Genomic DNA, 23,615 nt, shown 5'->3' with positions numbered 1-23,615 from the left:
TAATTAATATTCTACTAATTTTTCTGGTTTTGTAAAGTTATTTTTAAAATATTCTAAAAATTATTTTTTTGTAATAGTAAAAGACATTTTTCACAGTTGTTACTATACAAATTATCTATATCTATCGGTTCATTTACATTTAATCTCATAATAAAAGAGCATTCCAAAAGTCAATAGTCTACTTTTGGAATGCTCTATCATTTTATCTTTCTATCGTGGACAACGAGATTCTTACTACAAAATAAGCTAAGAAACTTGTATGCATCCACTTCAAGATAGTATTATTCTTTAAAATTATTTCCCATCTTTTTCAGTCATATATGCCCACTTGAAGCTATACTCTGGGCTAATGTTATGGTGAACGATGCCTTTTGCATTTGGTTTTTGAACGTATGCATCACCACGTTGATATAAAGGTACAAGTGCTACATCTTGCTCAAGAAGTAATTTCTCAGCTTTTCCTAGCTCTTCCCAACGTTTCTTCGCATCACCCATTAATTCTCCGCCAGCTTTTTTGATCATATCATCATATTTCGGATCAGCGAAGCTCATTTGGTTATGAGAATGATTAGACTGGAACATATCTAAGAATGTCATTGGGTCAGCGTAGTCAGGTCCCCAACCAGCATATGATAAATCATAATCTTGCTCTGTTTCTAATTTCAGTTTTTGTTTGAATGGTTGAAGTTTAATATTAACAGTTACACCTTTTAAGTTTTTCTCAATTTGATCTTTTACATATTCCCCAACTTTTTTCGCATTACCAGTGTCATAGTTTAATAACTCAATTGTAACTTGGTCTTTTCCAAGCTCTTTTTTCGCTTCTTCCCATGCAGCTGCTGCTTTTTTCGCATCTGGTTTAATACCATTTTTAAATGTTTCTTGGAAGTCTTTACCGTCTGGTCCAGTCGCTAATCCTTTTGGTACTAAGAAGTCCGCAGGCTTAGATCCATCATTTAAAATAACATTTGATAAATTCTTTTTATCAATTGATAATGCAATTGCTTCACGTAATTTTTGGCTCTTTAACGGTGTATCTTGCCCGCCACGTTTTTGGTTCATACGTAAGAAGTAAGTACTTACTTGTGAGTATGTGCCAAACTCTTCTTTATTGTTTCTATACTTATCAACGAATTCACCCGATAATAGCGCGAAGTCAATTGCATTTGTATCATATAAGTTTACTCTTGTCGCTACTTCTTTTACTACACTATAGTTAATTTCGTCTAGTTTTACAGTCTTTTTATCCCAATATTGATCGTTTTTCTTTAGTTTCCAGCCTTGCTCATGCTTCCAATCAGTAAGAACGAACGGTCCGTTATATACTGTTGTATCAGACTCTAAACCGAATTTATCCCCTTTTTCTGTTACAAATTTCTCATTTAACGGATAGTACGATGGGAATGCTACTAAGTTTAAGAAGTATGGTACTGCTTGTTCTAATTCAACTTCTAAAGTAAGGTCGTCTACTGCCTTTACTCCTAGTTCCGTTACAGGTTTTTCCCCTTTATTAACCGCTTCTGCATTTTTAATTGGGAATGCGATAAATGCATACTCAGCAGCTGTTTTTGGATCTAATAAACGTTGCCATGCATATACGAAATCTTTCGCTGTTACAGGATCACCATTTGACCATTTTGCATCTTTACGTAATTTGAATGTATATTTTTTACCATCCTCACTCTTCGTGCTTGATTCTGCCGCAGCTGGGATTGGTTTGTTATCTTTATCTAATCGATATAAACCTTCCATCGTGTTCCCTAAAATTTGAGAACCTAATGTATCTGTATTTTTAGAAGTATCCATTGTTGGAATCTCATTTGTTTCAGTACGATTTAGTACTTGTTTCGCTGCTAATTTTTCTTCTGATTTGCTATCTCCGCCTGAGCTAGAATTTGTGCTTGTCTTCTTATCTCCGCCTGATGTAGAACATGCTGTTAATGCCATACTCATTGCTAAAACTGGTGCTACAACTGCTGTTAGTTTTTTCATTTTTTTCTTTTTCACTTTCTGTACCCTCCCTAATTCTAAACGCTCTCATTCAAGAATTTTCTGATAATTCTGTTTTTCTTTATATGTTTATCAGAAGATTCTTATTAACTATTATTCTACTAATTTTTTGAGTTTTGTAAAGTGTTATTATTGAAAATTTTTAAAAAATTATTTTTTTACAGTAATATTCATAAAAATTCCATAATCTTTCGAAACACTATACCTCATTGAATTATATGTACTGATTTAATAACCTTTATATCCTTCCACTATAAAACACCTGTAAATTATTGTTAATAAATAATGTATATCGTAACAAACCTCTTTTCTACAAAAATAAAAAAGTCAGCAAAGCTGACTTTTTATCCGGCCATTTTCTCTTTTTTCATTTCCTCTATTACTCTCGTATACTTCTCTTCATCAAATTCATTTTCACTTTTTGCAACAACTACAGTCGCAATACCGTTACCAATTAAATTGACGATAGCACGTGCTTCTGACATGAAACGATCTACACCAAGTAATAGCGCTAACCCTTCTAATGGAATAACATTCATGGCAGATAAAGTAGACGCTAGTACAATAAAGCCTCCACCTGTTACTGCGGCTGCTCCTTTAGATGTAACTAACAAAATAGCTATTATCGTTAATTGTTGACCTAGTGAAAGATCGACGTGAAAGACTTGTGCTAAAAATATAGTAGCCATCGATAAATAAATTGTCGTTCCATCTAAATTAAAAGAGTATCCCGTCGGAATGACTAAACCTACTACCGGCTTCGAACATCCGAAGTCTTCCATCTTTGTCATCATTCGCGGTAATACTGATTCTGATGATGATGTCCCGAGAACAATGAGTAATTCTTCTTTAATGTGAGCTAAATATTTCCACAAACTAAATTTGTACAGTTTACAAATAAAATTTAAAACAATAAAAACAAATAATGCCATTGTCGCATATACACAAATCATTAATTTACCAAGTGGAATAAGTGTACTTAAACCATATTTGCCAATTGTAAACGCCATCCCGCCGAATGCTCCAATCGGTGCTAATTTCATTACAATTGATAAAATGTTAAAAAATACTTTCGATAACCTTTCAAAAAAATCGATTACCGGTTGTCCATTTTTCCCTAACATCGTTAACCCAGCACCGAATAAAATGGAGAAGAACAGCACTTGTAAAATATCACCTTTTGCAAATGCTTCAAACATGTTAGACGGTACAATATGTAAAAAGAAATCCACCCACTTCATTTCTTGCCCGCTTTGTACATATTGCGAAACATCTCCGCCCTTTAGCTTTGAGGGATCTAATCCATCTCCGGGACGTACAACATTCGCTATGATGATACCAATAATTAAAGCCGCAGTTGTAACAATTTCAAAATATAATAATGCCTTACCACCAACACGACCTACCTTTTTCATACTTCCCATACTTGCAATACCAAGCACAATTGTTAAAAAGATAATCGGTGCAATGACCATTTTAATCATATTGATGAACGTTTCACCAATTGGCTTCATCTCTTGTCCAACACTCGGCCAAATAGCTCCTACTGCAATACCACAAATAATGGCCACAATAACTTGAAATGTTAAATTCTTTACGATTCTCATTTTTGATACTCCCCTGCTTCTTTCATTTCTCCCATACTTTTTCAATAATTGCTAATGATATATTCTATGTAATAGCCCCCCTGTTATGTAACTTAAACTACAATTTTATGTTACACTATTATCTTAAATTTGAAAATAGTATATAACATTAATGAATAAAGTACATACTATTAAACGTAATAAAAAAGCAGACATTACATCTGCTTTAATTTTCCTCAATCTGTTTTTCACTTAACCCTAAATGTGTTCTAAGCGTATTACTCAAACTCTGCAAATCTTTTTTATTAGGATTATAATAATATACACGTTGCCCATTTGGACCATTAGGTAAGTATAAATCATCACCTGCTAATTGAATTTTTTCAATCGAACAATTTAAACCGTATTTATAAAAAGATAAAATATCATCCATTGCTAAATTTGTTTTAAAATCACCATCAACCGCCTCGACTATTTTTTCTAGCTTCGTAATTGATCCTACACTTTTTAATTTACTTAAAATCGCCTCAATAACAAGTTGTTGGCGCTGTCCTCTCATTGCATCACTATCAATATGGCGAGTTCTTGCTAAGGCAAGTGCTTCTTCCCCTGTTAATTTTTGTAGTCCTTTTTTCAAATGGATCGCGTCAGGTTCATCTTTACTATTTTGCTCCGTAAATTCAACTGGGACATCTACTTCAATCCCATCTAATCCATCAACAATTTTAGTAAATGAATTAAAATTAAACTTTACAAAATAATCAACAGGCACTTGTAATAACTTTTCTACCGCTTCCACTGAAGCTTGCGGCCCTCCATCTTTACCATTTTTAACGAAACCACTTCCATATGCATGCGTTATTTTATCTTTTTTCTTTTCAACCGGAACATATGTGTATGTATCACGTGGTATACTCGTTAATTTCACAGTCTTATCATCTTTATTAAAAGTAGCTAACAGTAGTGCATCTGTATGAAATGCACCATTATACTCCTTTTGTCGTTCTTGATTTTCATCAATTCCCATAATTAAAAGTGAAACATTATTCGTAATAGGTTTTACAGTTTCCTCACGTAAATTTGATTTTTCACCACGTGCTAAATTAACATTTGATTTTTGTACGAGATTAGAAGTTTTCATATATACGTAAGTACCATATCCAAATCCGCAAAATAGTAATATCGCTAACAATACACTTACTATCGTTGTCTTTTTATATTTTCGTTTATTTTTCTGTTCTCTTGAAGAAGAATGATTCTCCATATCGTTTCCTCCGTTTTCTATTCATCTAATATATTTTTCAATTTTTCATACTTAGCGCTATCCTTTTGAAATGCATTCTCTTTCAACCCTTTGTTTATTTGTATCCATTCAGTCGTAATCGAATATTGAATCATACCTTCGTGGAAACTAAGGAATTTTAGCATAATCCCTGTATTTTTCTCTACAACCATTTCAAATTTCCCTCTTAAATCTTCAGATGTACTTACAGGCATTTCTATATTTATTGTCCCTTCTATTTTGTAGCAATCAAGTCCAAGATACTTCGCTTCTTTATAATTCCAATCTTTATATCGAATTAATAGATCGGCAAATTCGGATTGAATACTATACTTCGCGAATCCCACATATTCATCATCATATCTTTTTTTCTCACCTGATTTTCTCAATAACCTTTCCGTAGGATTTAATTTTAATAGTTCATAGTTTCTTTCTTTCGGGCTCCATTTTGTTTCTTTGTATGTATACTTCTCGTCATCAAACTCTTTTTTCTTGCCCTCGTTATATATAATTGTTCGTTTTTTCGCTAGTTTATCTTCTTTCGAAGAGATACCTCTTTGTTGCTCCGTATCAATCGCATATTTGTATGTTGTAGCAATTCTTGAAGAACTAGAATATTCCTCAAATTGTCCTGAAATATTATTAAAATGATCAATGGAATCTAGCATCTTTTCATGAATCTTTTCTTTATCTGGATAATTTGCATTCGCTTTTATTTCCTCTTCGTTTTCGTAATCAGAAAATGCCTTTTTCTTTACATATTCAAACACTCCGCCGTTTTGAGCAAAAATTTGATCAGAAAACTCCGACATAGACACAATTGAAAGTGCTAGAACCGCAGCACTTATAGCCATCATATAAACTCTGTAACCTTTCTTTTTTACCGGGAGATTATGTAGTGTACAATTGATCTTTTCATTTAACTCTGGTGGCACTATAACACTCTCTTCTTTTATTCTCTTTTTTAATTTCTCATCAAATATTTTTTCATTATCCATCCTTTGCACCCCCTATTCCATCTTTAATCGTTTCTGTAGTTGTTCCCTCGCACGTGCCAATCTCGATTTCACTGTTCCTTTTGGTACTTCTAAAAGCTTCGCTATACTCTCTTGATTCATATCTTCATAATAATAAAGCACCGTAACAGCTCTTAACTCTTCATGTAACGATTGAATCGCATTACACAAATCTATATCTTCATACTGATCGCACGCACTCATATTGTAATCATTCTCTTCTGTCACAATTATCTTTTTATACGTTCTAATAATGTTATTACATTCATTCATTAAAATTCGAATCAACCAAGTTTGAAAAAACTCTTCTTTCTTTAATTTTTTTATATTTTCATAGGCTTTTAAAATTGTTGTTTGTATCGCATCCTCTATATTTGTCTCATCACGTAACATAGCCTTTGCAATACGATACATCTTTACTTTTTCTGTATGTATAAGCCTCATAAATGCTTCATGATCACCTTTTTTCGCTAAAGAAACATCGGTTTCTTCTTTTACAATCATTTTATATAAAGGGATTACTTTCACAATTGCTCCTCCTGTTTCATCCTCACTTCAAATTTAACTTTACATGTATTAGACGGATGAGCCTAGAAAAAGGTTCATTTTTTTGAATATTTTCATAAAAAAAGGTAAACATTTTTCATGTTTACCTTTACTTAGATGTAATTCTAAGGAAATACCCATCTGGATCCACAATTTTAAATCCTCTCATCTCCCATGGATAAGTTTGAATTTCTTCTTGTATTGTGCACCGATTCTCTTTACAACGTTCATATACTTCTTCAATCCGATTGACAACAATAATTAGTTCAAAGCCCTTCCCCTTCATCTCTTTTCGATTGTAAAAATAGTGATTTTCATTCAATCTTGAATCACTAACTAGTAATAAAGAAAACTGGTCGAAATTAAAACGTGCTGCATGCATATTTCGTTTATACAACTTTAAACCAATTACTTCTTCATAGAACAATAATGACTTTTCTACATCATTTACATATAGCTGCAACTCATTCGTTTCCTCCTCATCAAAAAAAGTCCACTCATATAGTGGACTTTCTACTCTACAACGGTAAATCCCTCTTCTTAAACAATACAATCGCTACTATAAAAATACAAAGCGCTCCCGCAGCTAAACCTATACTTACTGGCCATATATTATACGTTCCTTCCGCAATTTCTTTTGGACGAAACAGTGTAAATAACGATAGACTTTTCATCCACTCTAACTTATCACTTAATTTACCTACCATATTTAGTACAAAAAATAAAATAGTTAAACTTGCTGAGTAGCTAAGTGCTTTTCTTTCATCATTACATATACAAGAAAAGAAAAATGAATAAGCACTAACGACTAAAAATGTGAGCCCTCCGACTATATTTATCTTCAGGAATAATTCTTTATTTAAATTATTATCTTGTAAAAACCATTCCGCACCTACTATGCCCGCTACATACGTAACAACTACAATAATTAGTAGTCCTAATATGAGAACAGAGGCTTGCGTGACTGCAATTTTCACTCTAGATACAGGTGTCGCTAATAAATATGCCATCGCCCCTTTATCTACATGCCGGACAATTAAATGTGTTGCAACTGTAACGCAAAAAATTGTTAATATGATAATAAACAATAGACTATAGTACTCACCAGCTAAAAAATCCATTACGTTTTGAATCGGACTTTCCATGCCAACAATTTTTTTCACACTATCAGGCATAGCGCTTATTAATTCATTTAAACCTTTCGCTGATACCATTGAAGGGAATATCCAAATTAACAACCATAAATATAGAGCTGCACCAGTTGCGTAACTCAAAATACTTTTTTGCGTCTCTTTCAAACTAGCTAAAAACAATTGCTTATTCATGCTTTACCCCTTCTTTCTTATCGTAATAATGCATAAATAAATATTCTAAATCCATCGCTCTCGTTTGAAGCGCTGTTACATTATAGTTTGAAAGTATTTGTAAAACAATTTGATAGTTTCCTTGTACAATAATCGATGCCTCTCTACCTTTTACCGCTTCAAATTGTAAATTACATTGCGTAAGAGATTTAATCTCTTCCTCTGATGATACGGTTACATCTATCACTTGTCGTCTCATACTTTGTAAATCATGAATATTTTCAACCGTTACAAGGCGCCCATCTTTAATAATCGCTACTCGGTCACATGTACGCTCAATCTCAGTGAAAATATGTGAAGACATAAGAATTGTTTTTCCTCTTTGCTTTTCCTCTACTATTAAATCTATAAACACTTGCTGCATAAGTGGATCAAGTCCTGATGTCGGTTCATCTAAAATTAACACCTCTGGATCATGCATAAATGCAGCGACAATCCCTACTTTTTGCTTCATTCCTTTAGACATTTTTCGAATTGGTGTTTTCACATCAAATTGAAGACGTTCTATTAATTCATCTCGTCTTTTCGTATCCTTTAGCCCACGCATTCCTTGCATTAACTTCAAAAACTCTAATCCGTTCATTCCTTCAATAAAAGAGATTTCTCCTGGTAGATAGCCAACTTCTCTTTGAATTTTCGCTGCTTCATTCCAACAATCCAATCCAAAAATTGTCGCTTTACCATCTGTCGGTTTTATAAACCCCATTAAATTACGAATTGTTGTGGATTTCCCGGCACCATTTGGTCCTAAGTAACCGAATACTTCCCCTTCTTTCACTTCAAATGTGATATGAAACAAACCTTTTCCATTTGAAAATTTTTTTGTGACATTTTGAACTGAAATCATAATTCCACCTCATTTTTTGAAATATTTAATATATGATATTTCAAAATTATTGTACTCCTCATCTTTCATATTCGCAACAACTTTTTGAAATATTTATATGTCTATATTTCAAATATTATTGTTTTTCATTATTTTTTCTTGTATATTTTAATTGAGGTGATTGCATTGAACGGCTTTGAAAAAGTGAAAGAAAAGAAAAAACGTGCTATTAAAGAGGCAGCCTTCTTATTATTTTCAGAACGCGGATTTAATGAAGTGAAAATAGAACATATTGCAAAAGAAGCAAACGTTTCTCAAGTAACCATTTATAATCATTTCGGAAGTAAAGATGCGTTATTTCGAGAGCTTATACAAGAATTTATTATATCTGAATTTCAATATTATAAAGATCTTGCAGCGGAAAAATTACCTTTTCATGATATGATGCAAAAAATGATTGTAAGAAAAATGAATACTGGTGGGTTATTTCAGCCGGATATGTTACTACAAATGATGCAAAGAGATGAAGAGCTCCGAAAGTTTATTTATAGTTATCAAAACGAAAAAATCTTGCCTTGGTATTTAGAAATATTAGAACAAGCACAGCAAAAAAATGAAATTAATCCCCACCTTACTAAAGAAATGATGTTACTTTACATTCAAATGTTCACTAAATTAGGGGATGATTTCGGAGCACAACTTCTTGAAAGAGATCGTGAAAAACATATACAAGATATCGTTACGATGTTCTTTTATGGACTGTCCGTCCCAGAAAAATAATTGTATCTAAAGAACAAATAAAATCAACAAAAAGCCCTTTGATATTTAAATCTCAAGGGCTTTTTCATGTCAAATAAATGGCTAAAACTAACTTTACCTTAAAGAAGTGAAATGCTGCTTTATAGATAACACCTTATTATAGATTAACTCTTTTAGCATAACAGGCTGAATTGAGATAATCGTTTCACCGAAATTCAGAAAATAGTTCGAGATAAAATCAACTTCTTGTTTATTGAAATAGCCTGTTATAATATAATGTTCATTTTCTTTTTGTATCCTCATGGAAGGATAATTCTCTTTATCAAAAATGTCTTTTCCTCTTTGATTAACAATGACAATAAAATCAATTGCATCAGGTTTTCTGTGAAAAGTAGCAAGATAATTTAATAATTCCTCAAGATTTTTTGGCTTCGTATTACTTGTTTCCATAATAGAAAGAATTTTATCACATCTAATTATTTGAACATTATTTGTCTCAAAATTAAAGATTTTAGCATACCACTGGCCAAATTTAGATTCTATTCGAATAAATTGTGCAATCAAGGCTTTCTCCACATCTTTTTTTAAATATGTTAAATGATAAACTCGCTCAGCAAAAATCCCCTGCAAAATTTCTTTTAAGAACGGACTAAAATTACTATGATTTGTTACTTCAAAAGAAAGCGTTCGTTCCATAATTGCAATATTTTTACGCACATTATCAGGTAAGACATGTTTAAATTTATTTTCAAGCGCAATACTTTCTATATTGAATGGTTTTGTCTTGTATCCATTTAATGTAAGAATTGAAAAATATAATGCATACATTTCATCCACACTAAAATAAATTGGTGACAACACACTATTTTCTATAATTTTATAACTTCCATTTCTGCCTAGTTCAGAATATATTGGTACACCTATTTCTTCTAATGATTGAATATCTCGCAACGCGGTACTTTTAGAAATATCATATCTAACCATTAAATCTTTTAAATTAAAATATCTTTTATTATTTAAGAAAATAAGCATATCATTTATTCGTTCCGTTTTTTTCATATTTCCCTCCTCGAAAGGTGTCATGTATTGAAACCTTTTTAGTCTATATTATAATTATTAACTAATAAAGGAGTTATAAATTTATGACATTAGAAATAGCTATTTTTCTTTCAATGAATGGGCAAGCAAAGGAGGCAATTCATTTTTATATACGTAATTTAGAAGCCAAAAAGTTAATGGTTGTTACGTATGAAGAACTGGCGAAAAGAGATAGTTCTTTCAAAATTACAAGTGAAAATAAAGATCATATTGCTCACTCTGTTTTACAAATTGGGAATACAAAGCTAATGATAGCAGAAGATACAATGAATCCTAACGAAGGTTATAACATTGGAAATAACATGTCACTTTGCATTCAAAGCGCTAATTTAGAAGAAATACAAAGATTTTATAATAATTTAATTTCCTATAAGAATGTGAAGGTAATCTCTCCACTAGAAAAAAATGTATTTAGTGAAGCATATGGTATTATTGAAGATCCTTACGGCATCCAAATCCAGTTAATGTATGATAAGCGATTAAACTAAATAATTTTTCATATTCCTAATAAAAAAGACACGAAATTCGTGTCTTTTTATTTTACAGTGATAACTCTACCCGTTTCACTACTTTCAACCGCTAATTGAATCAGCTTAATTACTTCTAAACCTTCTTGCGCTGTTACAGGTAATTTCTCACCACTTATAATACTATCTCTTACACCTTTATAGTACATGTCATAACAGCCGACTTCTGTTGGAATACGTACTAACTCTTCTTCTGTTTCTAGAGTAGCAAAATTCTCTTCAATGTCTACTCCGTAACCGTTATCGCCTGGCTTCATTCCCTTTTTTAATTGTTCTTCCTGTGAATCCATACCGTATTTCACGATAGAGCCTTTATCTCCATGCATTGTAAAGTGTGGACCTGCCTTTTTCACATAACTGCTACTACGTAAAATGACACGTTTAACTCCGTAGTGAAGTACTATGTGGAAATAATCATCCACCTCTGCACCTGGTCGCTGCTTAATTACATCTGCACTTATCGCATTTGGTTTCCCAAATAATGATAATGCTTGGTCAATTAAATGCGATCCTAAATCATATAATATTCCTGATCCTGGTAAGTTCTTTTCTCTCCAGCGATCACGTACATGTGGACGGAAACGATCAAAATGCGCTTCATATGCGTATAGGTTCCCTATTCTATTTTCTTCTAATAATTTCTTAATTGTTAAGAAATCATTATCAAAACGACGATTATGATATACACTTAATACGACATTATGCTGCTCTGCTAATGAAATAAGCTCTTCTCCTTCTTCAATTGAAACAACAAATGGTTTCTCTACAACAACATGCTTACCGTTTAATATTGCTTCTTTTACATATGGAAAATGAGTTGTATTTGGTGAAGTAATGACGACTAAGTCAATATCATCTCGCTTCACCAATTCATCAATTGTACTAACGACGTTAGCATTCGGTAATATTTCTTTTACTACCTCTTCTTTTGAAGATAATATGGCACGAATATCGTATTCTTCTATCGTTTGTAATAATGGGATGTGAAATGTTGTACTAGAAAATCCAAACCCTACAATCCCTACACCTATTTTTTTCATGTTGCTGCCCCTCCATTTATCCCGCTATTTGTGGGCAGTTAGACCCCCACTCATTTAAGTTTCACTTCATGAGAACGATTTCATTCAATTATTATAACAAGATTATTATTATTCACATAATAAATTGCCTAGAAAAAAGCATCTTGCCATTATTCATGGCAAGATGCTTTTTTTATTCCGGGCGTTTTTTCGTCCACGTTTCAATAACTTCACCAGTATCATTAACATCTAGTACTAAACTACCGTTACTATACCTGTCCTTATTTCGATACGCTTTCGGATCAATTTCTTCTACTATATGTTTCTCTGTCTTCATGTAAACTAGTTCATCGTCTCTAACGACTTCAATACCGACAATGCGGTATGGATTACGTTTTAACTCTTTGAAAATAACAAGACCTCGCTTCGCCCTCGTTGATTTCTCAATTTCTGATGCTTTTAGGCGTTTTACAGCACCACGCTGCGTTACGAGAATAAGTTGATCTTTGTCACCATTTAATGGCTTACCAGCAGCAACATAGTCATCTTCTTTTAAATTAATTGCTTTCACACCAGCGGCTCTTACACCGACTGGACTTACTTCATCTTCATGGAAAATAAGTGCATATGCACCGTGTGTAGCAAGAACGATATCACTCGTTCCATCTGTCGCAAATATATCAACAACTTCATCATCTTTTTTCAAGTTTACAGCAACGAACGCTCTTGAGTAACGCTGTACTTTATATTGGTTTAATTCTGTCTTCTTAATCATACCATTCTTTGTTACAAATACGATAAATCGCTTTTCTTCCTCAAAGTTCGGTACGACAGTTGCCCAAATAATGGTTTCATCCCGGTCGAGTGAAACGATATTAGCAACGTGCTGACCTAAATCTTTCCAACGAATATCTGGCATTTCGTATACTGGCAAATATATATAGTTTCCTTTATTCGTAAATAAGAGGACTGTCTCTGTCGTATTCGTATCGAATCGTTCAAGTAAGATGTCACCCTCTTTCATACCGAAGTCTTTGCCGTTTGAGGCATTATGTGAGCGCCATCCAGTACGTTTCACATATCCTTCTTTCGTTACAGTAACGATGACATCTTCTTGTGGGATCATCACTTCTACATCGATTTTAATTTCCTCGATTTGATCTTCAATAATCGCGCGTCGATCATCACTATATGTTTTCTTAACTCTCTTTAAATCTGTTTTAATTACTTGAAGTAATCTTTTTTCACTTTGTAAAATTGCCTGTAGCTCAATAATTTTCTTATTAAGCTCATCTGCCTCTTGTTGTAGTGCTGTAATATCTGTATTCGTTAAACGATATAATTGCAAGGATACAATTGCTTCCGCTTGCGCTTCTGTAAATCCAAATTTCGCACTTAAATTATCTTTTGCATTACGCTTATCTTTTGAAGCTCGAATCGTTTCAATAACTTGGTCTAAAATCGATAATGCTTTCTTTAAACCTTCTACAATATGTTGACGATTTTCTGCTTTTCTTAATTCATATTGTGAACGTCTCGTAACAACTTCTTTTTGATGCCCAATATATGCATCTAAAATTTTCGGTAATGTCATAAGCGTTGGACGACGATTATTAATCGCTACCATATTAAAGTTATATGGTATTTGCAAATCTGTATTTTTATATAAATAATTTAAAATACCTTCAGAATTTGCTTCTTTTTTTAATTCTACGACAATGCGAAGACCTGTACGATCTGTCTCATCACGCACTTCAGCAATGCCATCTAATTTTTTATCTAGACGTAACTCATCCATTTTCTTAACAAGGTTTGCTTTATTTACTTCGTATGGAATTTCAGTAATTACGATTTGCTGTTTCCCACCACGAACCGTTTCAACTTCTGCTTTCCCGCGAATAATAATTTTACCTTTACCTGTTTCATACGCCTTTTTAATACCGTCAATCCCTTGAATAATACCACCTGTTGGGAAATCAGGTCCTTTCATAACTGTTAATAAATCATCAACAGTACTATTCGGTTTATCAATACGCATCATTGTAGCGTCAATAACTTCTCCAAGATGATGCGGAGGAATTTCTGTTGCATAACCAGCGGAAATCCCTGTAGATCCGTTCACTAATAAGTTCGGGAACGCTGCTGGTAAAACAACCGGTTCTTCACTCGTATCATCAAAATTGGATACGAATTCTACTGTTTCTTTATCAAGATCACGTAATAACTCAGATGCAATTGGTGATAATCGGGCTTCCGTATAACGCATTGCTGCTGCTGGATCCCCGTCAACACTACCGTTATTACCATGCATCTCAACTAAAACATTACGTACTTTCCAAGTTTGGCTTAAACGTACCATCGCCTCATATACAGAGGAATCGCCATGCGGATGATAATTACCAATAACGTTACCGACTGTTTTAGCTGACTTACGGAATGCTTTATCGTGCACGTTTCCTTCTACATACATAGAATATAAAATACGTCTTTGTACCGGCTTTAAACCGTCACGCGCATCTGGAAGCGCGCGATCTTGAATAATATATTTACTATAACGTGCAAAGCGATCACCTAACACGTCTTCAAGCGGGAGGTCATGAAACTTCTCTGCTTGCATGTTATTCCACCTCCGTCTCCATAATCATTTCATTTTCTAAAATATTTCCTTCTTCTTGCATACCAAACTGTACATTACGCTCAATCCATTTACGACGCGGTTCTACTTTATCACCCATTAATGTTGTAACGCGGCGCTCTGCCCTCGCTGCATCATCAATTTTCACGCGAATTAATGTACGCGTTTCAGGATTCATCGTTGTTTCCCATAATTGATCCGCATTCATTTCGCCAAGTCCTTTATAACGCTGTAACATGTAACCTTTTCCAACTTTTTTCGTTACTTCATCTAATTCATCATCTGACCATGCGTATTCAATTACTTCACTTTTTCCTTTTCCTTTACTTACTTTGTATAAAGGAGGAAGTGCGATAAACACTTTACCAGCTTCGATAAGTGGTTTCATATATCTGTAGAAGAATGTTAATAACAATACTTGAATATGCGCCCCGTCTGTATCAGCATCGGTCATAATGACAACTTTATCGTAGTTAATATCTTCCACATCGAATTCATTGCCTACACCGCCGCCAATTGCATAAATGATTGTATTAATTTCTTCATTTTTAAAGATATCAGCAAGCTTTGCTTTTTCTGTATTAATTACTTTACCACGTAATGGTAATACCGCTTGGAAACGTCGATCTCGTCCTTGTTTCGCAGAACCACCGGCAGAGTCACCCTCTACTAGGTACAGTTCATTTTTCTGCGGATTACGTGATTGTGCGGGTGTTAATTTACCACTTAATGTACCTTCTGATTTCTTTTTCTTTTTACCAGTACGCGCTTCTTCTCTCGCTTTACGAGCGGCTTCACGTGCTTGTGCTGCTTTAATTGCTTTTCTCACAAGAAGTGTAGCTACGTCCGGGTTTTCTTCTAAAAAGTAAGCTAAATGCTCTGATACAATGGCATCAATTGAAGAACGAGCTTCACTTGTACCTAGTTTCCCCTTCGTTTGTCCTTCAAACTGAAGTACTTCTTCTGGTACACGTACAGAAACAATAGCCGCTACACCTTCACGAATATCTGTACCTTCTAAGTTTTTATCTTTTTCTTTTAATAGCGAAACTTTACGAGCATACTCATTAAACACACGCGTCATTGCTGTCTTAAATCCAGCTTCATGTGTTCCACCATCTTTTGTACGTACGTTATTTACAAACGATAGAATATTTTCTGAGTAGCCATCGTTAAATTGAAATGCTAGCTCTGCCTCAATTCCATTTTGTTCACCAGAGAAATATACAACTGGATGAATCGAATCTTTCTCTTCGTTTAAGTATGAAACGAAAGCTTCAATTCCTGTTTCATAATGAAACACATCTTCTAAATCATTTCGTTCATCTTTTATTGAGATTTTCATCCCTTTTAATAAAAATGCAGATTCGCGTAATCTTTCACATAAAGTTTCATAGTTATAATTTGTTGTACTGAAAATTGTTGTATCTGGTTTAAAATGCATTGTCGTACCAGATTCTTTCGTCTTTCCGATTTTTTCAAGCGTCGTTACAGGAACACCACCATTTTCAAAGCGTTGTTCATAAATATTTCCGTCACGCTTAATCGTTACGACTAACCATTCTGATAAGGCGTTTACAACTGATGCCCCAACACCGTGTAAACCACCGCTTGTTTTATAGCCACCTTGACCAAACTTACCGCCTGCATGAAGTACAGTTAAAATAACTTCAGGTGTCGGTTTCCCAAGTTTATGCATTCCCGTAGGCATTCCTCGCCCTTTATCAATAACGCTAATACTATTATCTTTATGTATTACGACAGAAATTTCGTCGCCAAATCCCGCTAACGCTTCATCAACGGAGTTATCTACTATTTCGTATACTAAATGATGCAATCCACGGCTGTCCGTGCTCCCGATATACATACCCGGGCGTTTTCGAACGGCTTCAAGTCCTTCTAACACTTGAATCGCATCTTCATTATATTGGAACTGATGCTTCGCCAAACTCCTTGCCCCTTTCCTAATCCAAAATCAGAACATATGTTTCTATTATAGAATAACGCCTCGACTATAGTTTTGGCAAGTTATCTTATCTCTTTTATATACCATTTTCAATAGAAAAATCCTTGTTTTTTCACAAGGATTCCTCTAGGCTACTATTTCAGAAAAATAATCGTTTGTCAACGAGAAATGGATATGTATGCCAAGATTACATATTCCAAACCTTTATTATGATCCAAATGATCAAGATCCAAAACGGGATTACAAGTAACAATCCCCAAAAACAGCCTTTAAAAAATCTCATGATGAACACCTCGTTCATCGGCCCTACTTATCTATAATAAGGGCTGAAGCAATCTTTCTAACTTTACAATCTATACTATTTTGTCATTGCATGTTCTACTTTTATGCAACGATCCATTATTACAGTATAGTCTTTTTCTTTTAAAAGTTGATATGTATCTTCATCTTGTACTCCTAATTGTGCCCAAAAAACATCTGCATCAATCTCCACAAATTCTTTTGCAACATCCATTAAAAATTCTGAACGGCGGAATACATTTACAATGTCAACATGTTCCTTAATATCTTTTAGTGAAGCAACTGCCTTTTCTCCAAGCACTTCATCTACTGTTGGGTTTACTGGAATAATGCGATACCCAGCATCTTGCATTGCTTTTGACACCATATACGATGTACGTTCTGGCTTATCTGATAATCCAACAACCGCAATTGTTTTGCTTTTCTTTAATACTTCACCAATTTCCGTACGAGTTGGGTTTTCAATCATCATAATTAATCCCTCCTATTCCTTTAGTATAGCCGATAAAGAAAGTCTCTTTCAATATGAAAGAGACTTTCTTTTATTCCGATTATTGATTCTTTGTAGCTGAGTTATCTGCTAAAGTAGCTGTTTTCGTCATTTTTTGACCGTTACGATAGAATGTAACTTCCACTTTCTCGCCTACTTTTTTCTTTTCATATAAATATTTACGGAATTGAAGAGCATTCTCTACTTTTTGATTATCTAATGCTACTACAATATCATATTGCTCTAAACCAGCTTTTTCGGCCGGTGATATTGGGTAAATTTTACCTAATACAACGCCGTTTGTTACGTCTTTCGGTACTTTCAATTGATTTACTGCATAAGCTTGCACATCTTCTAATGAAACAACACCTACTCCAAGGGCTGGACGTTTCACTACTCCGTCTTTTTCAAGTGATTCAATAACTGGCTTTGCGATATTAATTGGAATAGCAAATCCAATTCCTTCAACTTCTTGTTGTGCAATTTTACTTGAATTAATCCCAATTATTTCACCGTTTTGGTTAAATAACGCACCACCACTATTACCTGGATTGATCGCTGCATCTGTTTGAATAACTTGTGCTTGCCAATCTGGACGTTTGTCCCCATCAATATCAACTGGAATTTCACGTTCTTTACTACTGATTATACCTTCCGTTACACTTCCATCAAACCCTAGTGGGTTACCGATCGCAATTGCTTTTTCACCCGCACGGATTTTACTTGAATCACCTAAAGTGGCAACTTTATTTACATTAGATCCATCAATTTCTACAACCGCTAAATCTAACCAAGGGTCTTTCCCTACAAGCTTTGCATCTACTTTTTTACCATCACTTAGTTTTACAGCAAGTTTATTTGCTCCATCTACTACGTGGTTGTTTGTTACAATATATGCTTTATTTCCTGCTTTTTTATAAATCACACCTGACCCTGAACCGGCTTGTTGTTCTTGACCTGTCGGTTGCATTGCAAATGGATCAATGCTTTGTTGCATATTAATAACACCTACAACAACATCTTTCGCGCCTTCAATCATCCCAGGTAAATCAGTCTCATTTTTTGCTTTATTGACAACAGGAACTACAGTACCTTCTACTTTCGAATCTGAACTAAATGATGATACCGCCGCTCCATTATTTTGAGCCCATGGCATATATGGTGCTGCAAAACTAATTGAAACAGCCCCAACTACAGCTCCAACTAAACCTGTGAAAAAATAGCCTTTTTTACTGCCCGATTTTCTCACTTCTCTCGTTTCACTATGCTCTTCATTTAAATTTGGTCCGTCGTAATATCCCATGTTTACTTCCCCTCTCTGGTGAATTCGTATTTTCAGTATAGTCACGTTTTGTGTCCTTCTTGTGAACTCATCGTGAAATCCAATTAAAAAAATACGCTTATTTAACATTGTAGACAAAAAAAGCATTTTTTGTACATTCTACCTGCAAAAGAGGATATAAAATTGTTATTTTCCTAGAGTGAAGCGCACAATACGTTCCGCGTTATTCTTCAAATTTATAACCAACACGAATAACAGTACCGATATGCTTCGCTTTATCTCCTAGCTTATTTCGTAGTTTTTTAATATGAGTATCAACCGTTCGGTCATCACCGTAATAGTCATATCCCCATAACTGATCTAATAAATGTTGACGTGACAACACAATTCCTTTGTTCTCCATTAAATAAACGAGAAGTTCAAATTCTTTATGTGTTAATATAATTTCTTCTCCATCTACTAAAACGGTTCTAGATAGACGATTCACTTCTATTCCAGCTAAAGACATAGCATTTTCTTCAGCTACTCCCACCACGCCATCCGCACGCTTCAATAAAGTCTTTGCTCGAGCTACTAACACTTTCGGGCTGAAAGGTTTCGTTACATATTCATCTGCACCTAATTCAAATCCTAGTAATGTATCATCTTCATCCGAACGTGCTGTTAGCATAATAATTGGCACTGCTGATTCTTTTCGAATTCGTCTACAAACAGACCATCCATCTATTTCTGGTAACATAATATCTAACATAATTAAATCGATTTCATGCTCTGCAAATAATTCTAGCGCTTTTTTTCCGTCTTCTGCTTCGATTACTTCAAAACCTTCATTACGAAAATAATCGCTAACAATTTCACGTAATCTTCTTTCATCTTCGACAAGTAATACTGTTTTATTCATATAATCTATCCCGCCTTTTTACTCTTTCAATCGAATAATACGTTGATTGGAGCTTCCGCGAAATGGAAGTGTTAAATCTTTTTTCTCGATTTCAAATCTTCCATCGACTAAAACATCCCCATAATGTAACAACTCTATCATATCATTATTTTGAGAACTCTGTATCTCTTCTAACGTATAACCTGTATACATCCATAAATTTTTTTTCAAATCTTTCACTGCTCTTGCTACTTGTTTCACTTCAGCAGCTTGAAAAAATGGATCTCCACCTGAAAATGTTACATCAGTTAATGGATTACTTGCAATCTCTTTCACAATTTCTTCTACTGTCATTTCAGTTCCATTACAAATATTCCACGATTTCGGATTATGGCAGCCGAAACAACGATGCGGACAGCCCGCAAAAAACACGACTGTCCGCAACCCTTCTCCATCTACTACACTATCATGAATGATGTTCATCACTTTCATTTATGCTTCACCCGATCCATCTCTTCACTACGTTTCGCACTATTCCACTTCGACATATCTCCTACAAGATAACCTGTTATACGGCGAATTCTTTCTATGTTAGCCTCATCTTCATTTCCGCAGCTCGGACATCCATTTCCAATAACTCCGTGATAACTACAGCACTTACAACGGTCAACAGGGTGATTAATTGAACCGTATCCAACGCCATTCTCTGCCATCGCTTGTACAATTTGTTTTAATGCCTTCTTGTTATGCATTGCTGCTCCATCTAGTTCAATATACGTAATATGTCCCCCGTTACATAGAGCGTGGAACGGGCCTTCTAAACGAATTTTATTTATCGCTTGCATGTTATAATAAACTGGAATATGGAATGAATTCGTATAGTAATTATGATTAGTTATACCGCTAATCACGCCAAATTCTTCCCTATCCTTTTTCACAAACTTCCCTGATAACCCTTCTGCAGGAGTTGCAATGACTGAGAAATTCAGTTCATGTTCTTCTGTCGCTTTATCCATTCTATCTCTCATAAAGGAAATAATTTCATATCCGAGTTTCCATGATTCTTCATCTTCTCCGTGATGCTTTCCTGTTAAAGCTACTAAACACTCCGCAAGACCGATAAAACCAAGACTTAACGTCCCTTGCTTTAAAATCGATGCTACAGAATCTTCAGGCTGTAACTTTTCTCCACCGCGCCATACACCTTGTGAATATAAAAATCGAAAATCTCTTGCTCGTTTCGTACATTGATACTCAAATCTCTCTAATAATTGCTGGATTCCTACATCTAAATAATAATTTAACGCTTCAAAAAACGCTTCTTTTGAACCACTAATTAACGCTAATTTCACTAAATTAATAGATGTAAATGATAAATTCCCTCTTCCAATCGCCGTTTCTTCTCCATGTACGTTCGACATAACACGAGTACGACATCCCATGTAACATACTTCACTTTCCGGTCTTCCATCATAATGCACAGCATTAAATGGCGCATCTAAAAATGAAAAGTTAGGGAATAATCGTTCAGCCGTTGTCTCTAACGCTAATTCAAATAAATCATAGTTCGGATCACTTTCTTCAAAATTCACACCTTTTTTCATTTTAAAAATTTGAATAGGAAAAATTGGTGTTTCCCCTTTACCAAGACCAGCTTGTGTCGCTTTTAAAAGTTGTTTAATTAAAAGTCTTCCTTCTTTCGATGTGTCTGTTCCATAATTAATAGAAATAAACGGTACTTGTCCCCCGCCCCTACTATGCATACTATTTGAATTATGAATAAAAGCTTCACACGCCTGATACGTATCATTTTCTGTTTCTTTCCACGCAAATTCTTCTATTTGTTCTTTCGTAAGCGGATATGACTGTAATCGTTTCTTATGTCTCTCTACTGTTTTTCTCACATATGGAGCTAAATCAACATCAAAGAGTGCAAACGATTGACCACCGTGCTGCATATTTTGATTCGCTTGAAAAATAATAGATGAAAGAGCTAATGCACTTTTAATGTCTTGCGGTTGTCTCATATGTCCATGTCCGGTATGAAAACCGTTCGCAAGCATTTGCGCTAACGGAATTTGCGAACAAGTTGTCGTTCCAGTCGCATAAAAATCTAAATCATGCGGATATAATATATTTTCATTTATCGCTTTTTTCACTGAATCTGACAATAAATTTTCAACAGCGTAATATTTCGCACTCTCAGATGCGAACGTTCCCATTACTCCCATCGGAGAGCGGCCGTCTACATTTGCATTTTCTTGCATTAAATCTTGTTCATTGCCGTGGACTATTGTCTCAAATATTCTCATTAATTCTTCTCCACGTGTATTTTTTTGTAACATTTATAACCCTCCACCAATATGTTGTTGTCTTTTAATTAAAATGTTACTACATATAGTCAAAGGGTTTCTGTGAGAAATGTAACATTCCTGTGAAATTTTTTGCACGAAATAATGAATTTTTCATTTACAAAAAAGAAATGTGCTCTTTACAAATGTATGGTACAATATACGGGAAAAACTCTTTTTACCCTTTATCAACACATTTGAATAAAGGAGACTGAACTTATGATTACTACATATCTTTTATTTATCGTTGCCTACTTACTTGGCTCGATTCCATTTGCACTAGTCGTTGGAAAGATTGGTTATGGAATTGACATTCGTGAGCACGGGAGCGGTAATTTAGGCGGAACAAATACATTCCGCACACTAGGGAAAAAAGCAGGTTTTATCGTTACAATTGCTGACATTTTAAAAGGTACATTAGCAACGAGTCTACCGATTATTTTCGCGTTAGACATTCATCCACTATGGTTCGGATTAGCAGCTGTTCTTGGACATGTGTATCCGATTTTCGCGAAATTCCGTGGCGGTAAAGCAGTTGCAACTTCTGCTGGCGTGCTATTATGCTACTCACCAGTTGTTTTTGCAATTTTAGCTGTTGTCTTTTTCAGCCTTTTATTTACAACAAGATACGTATCACTTTCTTCTATGGTAACAGCTGTCGTTGCCGTTATCGCATCAATTGTTAGCGGGGATAAAATCTTCATTATTGCGATGTGTTTATTAGCAGGTATGGTTATTTATAAACACCGTGCAAATATTGGACGAATTATAAATAAAACTGAACCGAAAGCAAACTTTTCAAAAAAGAAAAAATAAGATCGTAACCCACATAACGCAAAAAGAAAACGTGAAGCATATTAATAGCGTCTTTTTGCGTTATTTTTTATACTAAAGAAAAAGCAACATAATTTGGAGGAACTATACATGAATCTTTCCGTAACAAAAGAAGCAGCACAATGGTATAAAAACGAATTAAACTTACAATCGGGTGAAACACTGCGCCTTTTCGTACAATATGGCGGTTGTAGTACTGTGCAAAAAGGACTTTCTTTAGGTATTCGTAAAGATGATCCTGCACATCCTGCTGTTCAAATTCAAGAAGAAGGTATTAACTTCTTTATTGAAAGCGATGATGAATGGTTCTTCGATGGACATAATTTATCTGTTACATTTAACGACGGTGATGATTTCCCGCAATTTAATTATGAAAAATAAAAAAACGTGGCTTCCGCCACGCTTTTTTATTTTTTCTTAATTTCCTCATATTTCGCATACCACTCTGGATAGAACTTTTTAAATGATACGGGCCTGAACCCTTCTTTTTTCGCACAAATATTTGTCGTACTTGCCGTAATACAAAGTTCACCTTCACCATTATATATTTCATATCCATATACAACGCGAAGCGGGCTCACTGTATCAACCCACGTTTTTACAATTGCTTTTTCCCCGTAACGCATCGCTTTACGATAAGAAATTTGCAAATCTAACACAGGAGAAATAATTCCTTCTTTCTCCATTTCAACATATGAAAACCCTAAATCTTGTATAAGTTTCGTGCGACCTAATTCAAGCCACACTAAATAGTTTGAATGGTAAACAACACCCATTTGATCTGTTTCCGCATAACGGATTTCAACTTCATGTTCTGCTACAAACATATATATTCGCCTTCTTT

At 34.4% G+C, this 23,615-nt stretch carries 22 protein-coding genes; 4 read left to right on the top strand and 18 right to left on the bottom strand.

Annotation, left to right across the window (positions count from 1 at the left end; all coding sequences use genetic code 11):
• Positions 1-294: 294 nt before the first annotated feature.
• The 8 genes from PDQ68_RS17070 to PDQ68_RS17035 form a co-directional block, all read right to left on the bottom strand.
• Positions 295-2,007 (bottom strand): peptide ABC transporter substrate-binding protein, encoded by a 1,713-nt coding sequence (locus PDQ68_RS17070; RefSeq protein ID WP_000727524.1) that lies wholly within the window; start codon positions 2,005-2,007, stop codon positions 295-297.
• 347 nt (positions 2,008-2,354) lie between these two features.
• Positions 2,355-3,617, bottom strand: a complete 1,263-nt coding sequence (locus PDQ68_RS17065; RefSeq protein WP_061182420.1) for a dicarboxylate/amino acid:cation symporter — start codon at positions 3,615-3,617, stop codon at positions 2,355-2,357.
• 205 nt (positions 3,618-3,822) lie between these two features.
• A complete protein-coding gene (locus PDQ68_RS17060; RefSeq protein WP_061182419.1) occupies positions 3,823-4,860 on the bottom strand; it encodes an LCP family protein in 1,038 nt (345 codons plus the stop codon).
• A gap of 17 nt (positions 4,861-4,877) precedes the next feature.
• Positions 4,878-5,876: a hypothetical protein gene (locus PDQ68_RS17055; RefSeq protein ID WP_000368230.1), complete on the bottom strand. Its 999-nt coding sequence runs from the start codon at positions 5,874-5,876 to the stop codon at positions 4,878-4,880.
• 12 nt (positions 5,877-5,888) lie between these two features.
• On the bottom strand, positions 5,889-6,422 hold the full coding sequence (locus PDQ68_RS17050; RefSeq protein ID WP_000864742.1) for a sigma-70 family RNA polymerase sigma factor: 534 nt from the start codon (positions 6,420-6,422) through the stop codon (positions 5,889-5,891).
• A 127-nt stretch (positions 6,423-6,549) separates the two neighbouring features.
• Positions 6,550-6,903 (bottom strand): VOC family protein, encoded by a 354-nt coding sequence (locus PDQ68_RS17045; protein WP_061182418.1) that lies wholly within the window; start codon positions 6,901-6,903, stop codon positions 6,550-6,552.
• Positions 6,904-6,958: 55 nt separating this feature from the next.
• Positions 6,959-7,765, bottom strand: a complete 807-nt coding sequence (locus tag PDQ68_RS17040) for an ABC transporter permease subunit (protein WP_001041456.1) — start codon at positions 7,763-7,765, stop codon at positions 6,959-6,961.
• A complete protein-coding gene (locus PDQ68_RS17035) occupies positions 7,758-8,651 on the bottom strand; it encodes an ABC transporter ATP-binding protein (protein WP_061182417.1) in 894 nt (297 codons plus the stop codon). Before PDQ68_RS17035 ends, PDQ68_RS17040 begins: the two co-directional genes overlap by 8 nt.
• A 138-nt stretch (positions 8,652-8,789) precedes the next feature.
• Between PDQ68_RS17035 and PDQ68_RS17030 the strand changes: the two genes are divergently transcribed.
• Entirely contained in the window at positions 8,790-9,410 is a 621-nt protein-coding gene (locus tag PDQ68_RS17030; protein WP_116733341.1) for a TetR/AcrR family transcriptional regulator, read from the top strand.
• Positions 9,411-9,503: 93 nt separating this feature from the next.
• On the opposite strand, the gene PDQ68_RS17025 is transcribed toward PDQ68_RS17030, so the two are convergent.
• Positions 9,504-10,472: a helix-turn-helix transcriptional regulator gene (locus PDQ68_RS17025; RefSeq protein ID WP_062821458.1), complete on the bottom strand. Its 969-nt coding sequence runs from the start codon at positions 10,470-10,472 to the stop codon at positions 9,504-9,506.
• A 59-nt stretch (positions 10,473-10,531) separates the two neighbouring features.
• Here PDQ68_RS17025 and PDQ68_RS17020 point away from each other — a divergent pair, with 59 nt between their 5' ends.
• Positions 10,532-10,975, top strand: coding sequence for a VOC family protein (locus PDQ68_RS17020; RefSeq protein ID WP_000171334.1), 444 nt, complete (start codon positions 10,532-10,534; stop codon positions 10,973-10,975).
• Positions 10,976-11,022: 47 nt separating this feature from the next.
• Here the strand turns inward: PDQ68_RS17020 and PDQ68_RS17015 are convergent, their stop codons facing one another.
• The 8 genes from PDQ68_RS17015 to PDQ68_RS16980 all read right to left on the bottom strand — a co-directional run bounded on the left by PDQ68_RS17015 (position 11,023) and on the right by PDQ68_RS16980 (position 21,931).
• Positions 11,023-12,054, bottom strand: a complete 1,032-nt coding sequence (locus PDQ68_RS17015; RefSeq protein ID WP_061183380.1) for an oxidoreductase — start codon at positions 12,052-12,054, stop codon at positions 11,023-11,025.
• 172 nt (positions 12,055-12,226) lie between these two features.
• A complete protein-coding gene (gene parC / locus PDQ68_RS17010) occupies positions 12,227-14,650 on the bottom strand; it encodes a DNA topoisomerase IV subunit A (RefSeq protein WP_061183381.1) in 2,424 nt (807 codons plus the stop codon).
• 1 nt (position 14,651) lies between these two features.
• Positions 14,652-16,616, bottom strand: coding sequence for a DNA topoisomerase IV subunit B (gene parE / locus PDQ68_RS17005; RefSeq protein ID WP_001062200.1), 1,965 nt, complete (start codon positions 16,614-16,616; stop codon positions 14,652-14,654).
• 376 nt (positions 16,617-16,992) lie between these two features.
• Positions 16,993-17,406, bottom strand: coding sequence for a CoA-binding protein (locus PDQ68_RS17000; protein ID WP_000972424.1), 414 nt, complete (start codon positions 17,404-17,406; stop codon positions 16,993-16,995).
• A gap of 79 nt (positions 17,407-17,485) precedes the next feature.
• Positions 17,486-18,727, bottom strand: coding sequence for a S1C family serine protease (locus PDQ68_RS16995; RefSeq protein ID WP_000542636.1), 1,242 nt, complete (start codon positions 18,725-18,727; stop codon positions 17,486-17,488).
• A 202-nt stretch (positions 18,728-18,929) separates the two neighbouring features.
• Positions 18,930-19,607, bottom strand: coding sequence for a response regulator transcription factor (locus PDQ68_RS16990; protein WP_001044683.1), 678 nt, complete (start codon positions 19,605-19,607; stop codon positions 18,930-18,932).
• 18 nt (positions 19,608-19,625) lie between these two features.
• Entirely contained in the window at positions 19,626-20,078 is a 453-nt protein-coding gene (gene nrdG, locus PDQ68_RS16985) for an anaerobic ribonucleoside-triphosphate reductase activating protein (RefSeq protein WP_000867064.1), read from the bottom strand.
• Positions 20,075-21,931: an anaerobic ribonucleoside triphosphate reductase gene (locus PDQ68_RS16980; protein WP_061183382.1), complete on the bottom strand. Its 1,857-nt coding sequence runs from the start codon at positions 21,929-21,931 to the stop codon at positions 20,075-20,077. The genes nrdG and PDQ68_RS16980 overlap by 4 nt, the downstream gene beginning before the upstream one ends.
• 225 nt (positions 21,932-22,156) lie before the next feature.
• Here PDQ68_RS16980 and plsY point away from each other — a divergent pair, with 225 nt between their 5' ends.
• Together plsY and PDQ68_RS16970 are read left to right on the top strand one after the other, a co-directional pair.
• Entirely contained in the window at positions 22,157-22,753 is a 597-nt protein-coding gene (plsY, locus tag PDQ68_RS16975; protein ID WP_061183383.1) for a glycerol-3-phosphate 1-O-acyltransferase PlsY, read from the top strand.
• Between the two features lie 108 nt (positions 22,754-22,861).
• Entirely contained in the window at positions 22,862-23,152 is a 291-nt protein-coding gene (locus PDQ68_RS16970; protein ID WP_001054446.1) for a HesB/YadR/YfhF family protein, read from the top strand.
• A gap of 26 nt (positions 23,153-23,178) precedes the next feature.
• Here the strand turns inward: PDQ68_RS16970 and PDQ68_RS16965 are convergent, their stop codons facing one another.
• Positions 23,179-23,598 (bottom strand): acyl-CoA thioesterase, encoded by a 420-nt coding sequence (locus PDQ68_RS16965; protein WP_000495815.1) that lies wholly within the window; start codon positions 23,596-23,598, stop codon positions 23,179-23,181.
• Positions 23,599-23,615 lie beyond the last annotated feature (17 nt).

It is taken from the genome of Bacillus cereus group sp. Bc010 (genome assembly GCF_027716745.1).
GTDB classification, from domain to species: domain Bacteria; phylum Bacillota; class Bacilli; order Bacillales; family Bacillaceae_G; genus Bacillus_A; species Bacillus_A pacificus.
Note: the sequence above shows the minus strand (reverse complement) of the source record. Positions and strands in the feature narration are given on the sequence as shown.

Excerpts from the sequence above, each read along its gene's own strand:
- PDQ68_RS17065 (WP_061182420.1), bottom strand. The coding sequence starts at position 3,617 with ATGAGAATCGTAAAGAATTTAACATTTCAAGTTATTGTGGCCATTATT.
- PDQ68_RS17060 (WP_061182419.1), bottom strand. The coding sequence starts at position 4,860 with ATGGAGAATCATTCTTCTTCAAGAGAACAGAAAAATAAACGAAAATAT.
- PDQ68_RS17055 (WP_000368230.1), bottom strand. The coding sequence starts at position 5,876 with ATGGATAATGAAAAAATATTTGATGAGAAATTAAAAAAGAGAATAAAA.
- PDQ68_RS17040 (WP_001041456.1), bottom strand. The coding sequence starts at position 7,765 with ATGAATAAGCAATTGTTTTTAGCTAGTTTGAAAGAGACGCAAAAAAGT.
- PDQ68_RS17035 (WP_061182417.1), bottom strand. The coding sequence starts at position 8,651 with ATGATTTCAGTTCAAAATGTCACAAAAAAATTTTCAAATGGAAAAGGT.
- PDQ68_RS17025 (WP_062821458.1), bottom strand. The coding sequence starts at position 10,472 with ATGACACCTTTCGAGGAGGGAAATATGAAAAAAACGGAACGAATAAAT.
- PDQ68_RS17020 (WP_000171334.1), top strand. The coding sequence starts at position 10,532 with ATGACATTAGAAATAGCTATTTTTCTTTCAATGAATGGGCAAGCAAAG.
- PDQ68_RS17015 (WP_061183380.1), bottom strand. The coding sequence starts at position 12,054 with ATGAAAAAAATAGGTGTAGGGATTGTAGGGTTTGGATTTTCTAGTACA.
- parC (WP_061183381.1), bottom strand. The coding sequence starts at position 14,650 with ATGCAAGCAGAGAAGTTTCATGACCTCCCGCTTGAAGACGTGTTAGGT.
- PDQ68_RS17000 (WP_000972424.1), bottom strand. The coding sequence starts at position 17,406 with ATGATGATTGAAAACCCAACTCGTACGGAAATTGGTGAAGTATTAAAG.
- PDQ68_RS16995 (WP_000542636.1), bottom strand. The coding sequence starts at position 18,727 with ATGGGATATTACGACGGACCAAATTTAAATGAAGAGCATAGTGAAACG.
- PDQ68_RS16990 (WP_001044683.1), bottom strand. The coding sequence starts at position 19,607 with ATGAATAAAACAGTATTACTTGTCGAAGATGAAAGAAGATTACGTGAA.
- nrdG (WP_000867064.1), bottom strand. The coding sequence starts at position 20,078 with ATGAAAGTGATGAACATCATTCATGATAGTGTAGTAGATGGAGAAGGG.
- PDQ68_RS16980 (WP_061183382.1), bottom strand. The coding sequence starts at position 21,931 with ATGTTACAAAAAAATACACGTGGAGAAGAATTAATGAGAATATTTGAG.
- plsY (WP_061183383.1), top strand. The coding sequence starts at position 22,157 with ATGATTACTACATATCTTTTATTTATCGTTGCCTACTTACTTGGCTCG.
- PDQ68_RS16970 (WP_001054446.1), top strand. The coding sequence starts at position 22,862 with ATGAATCTTTCCGTAACAAAAGAAGCAGCACAATGGTATAAAAACGAA.
- PDQ68_RS16965 (WP_000495815.1), bottom strand. The coding sequence starts at position 23,598 with ATGTTTGTAGCAGAACATGAAGTTGAAATCCGTTATGCGGAAACAGAT.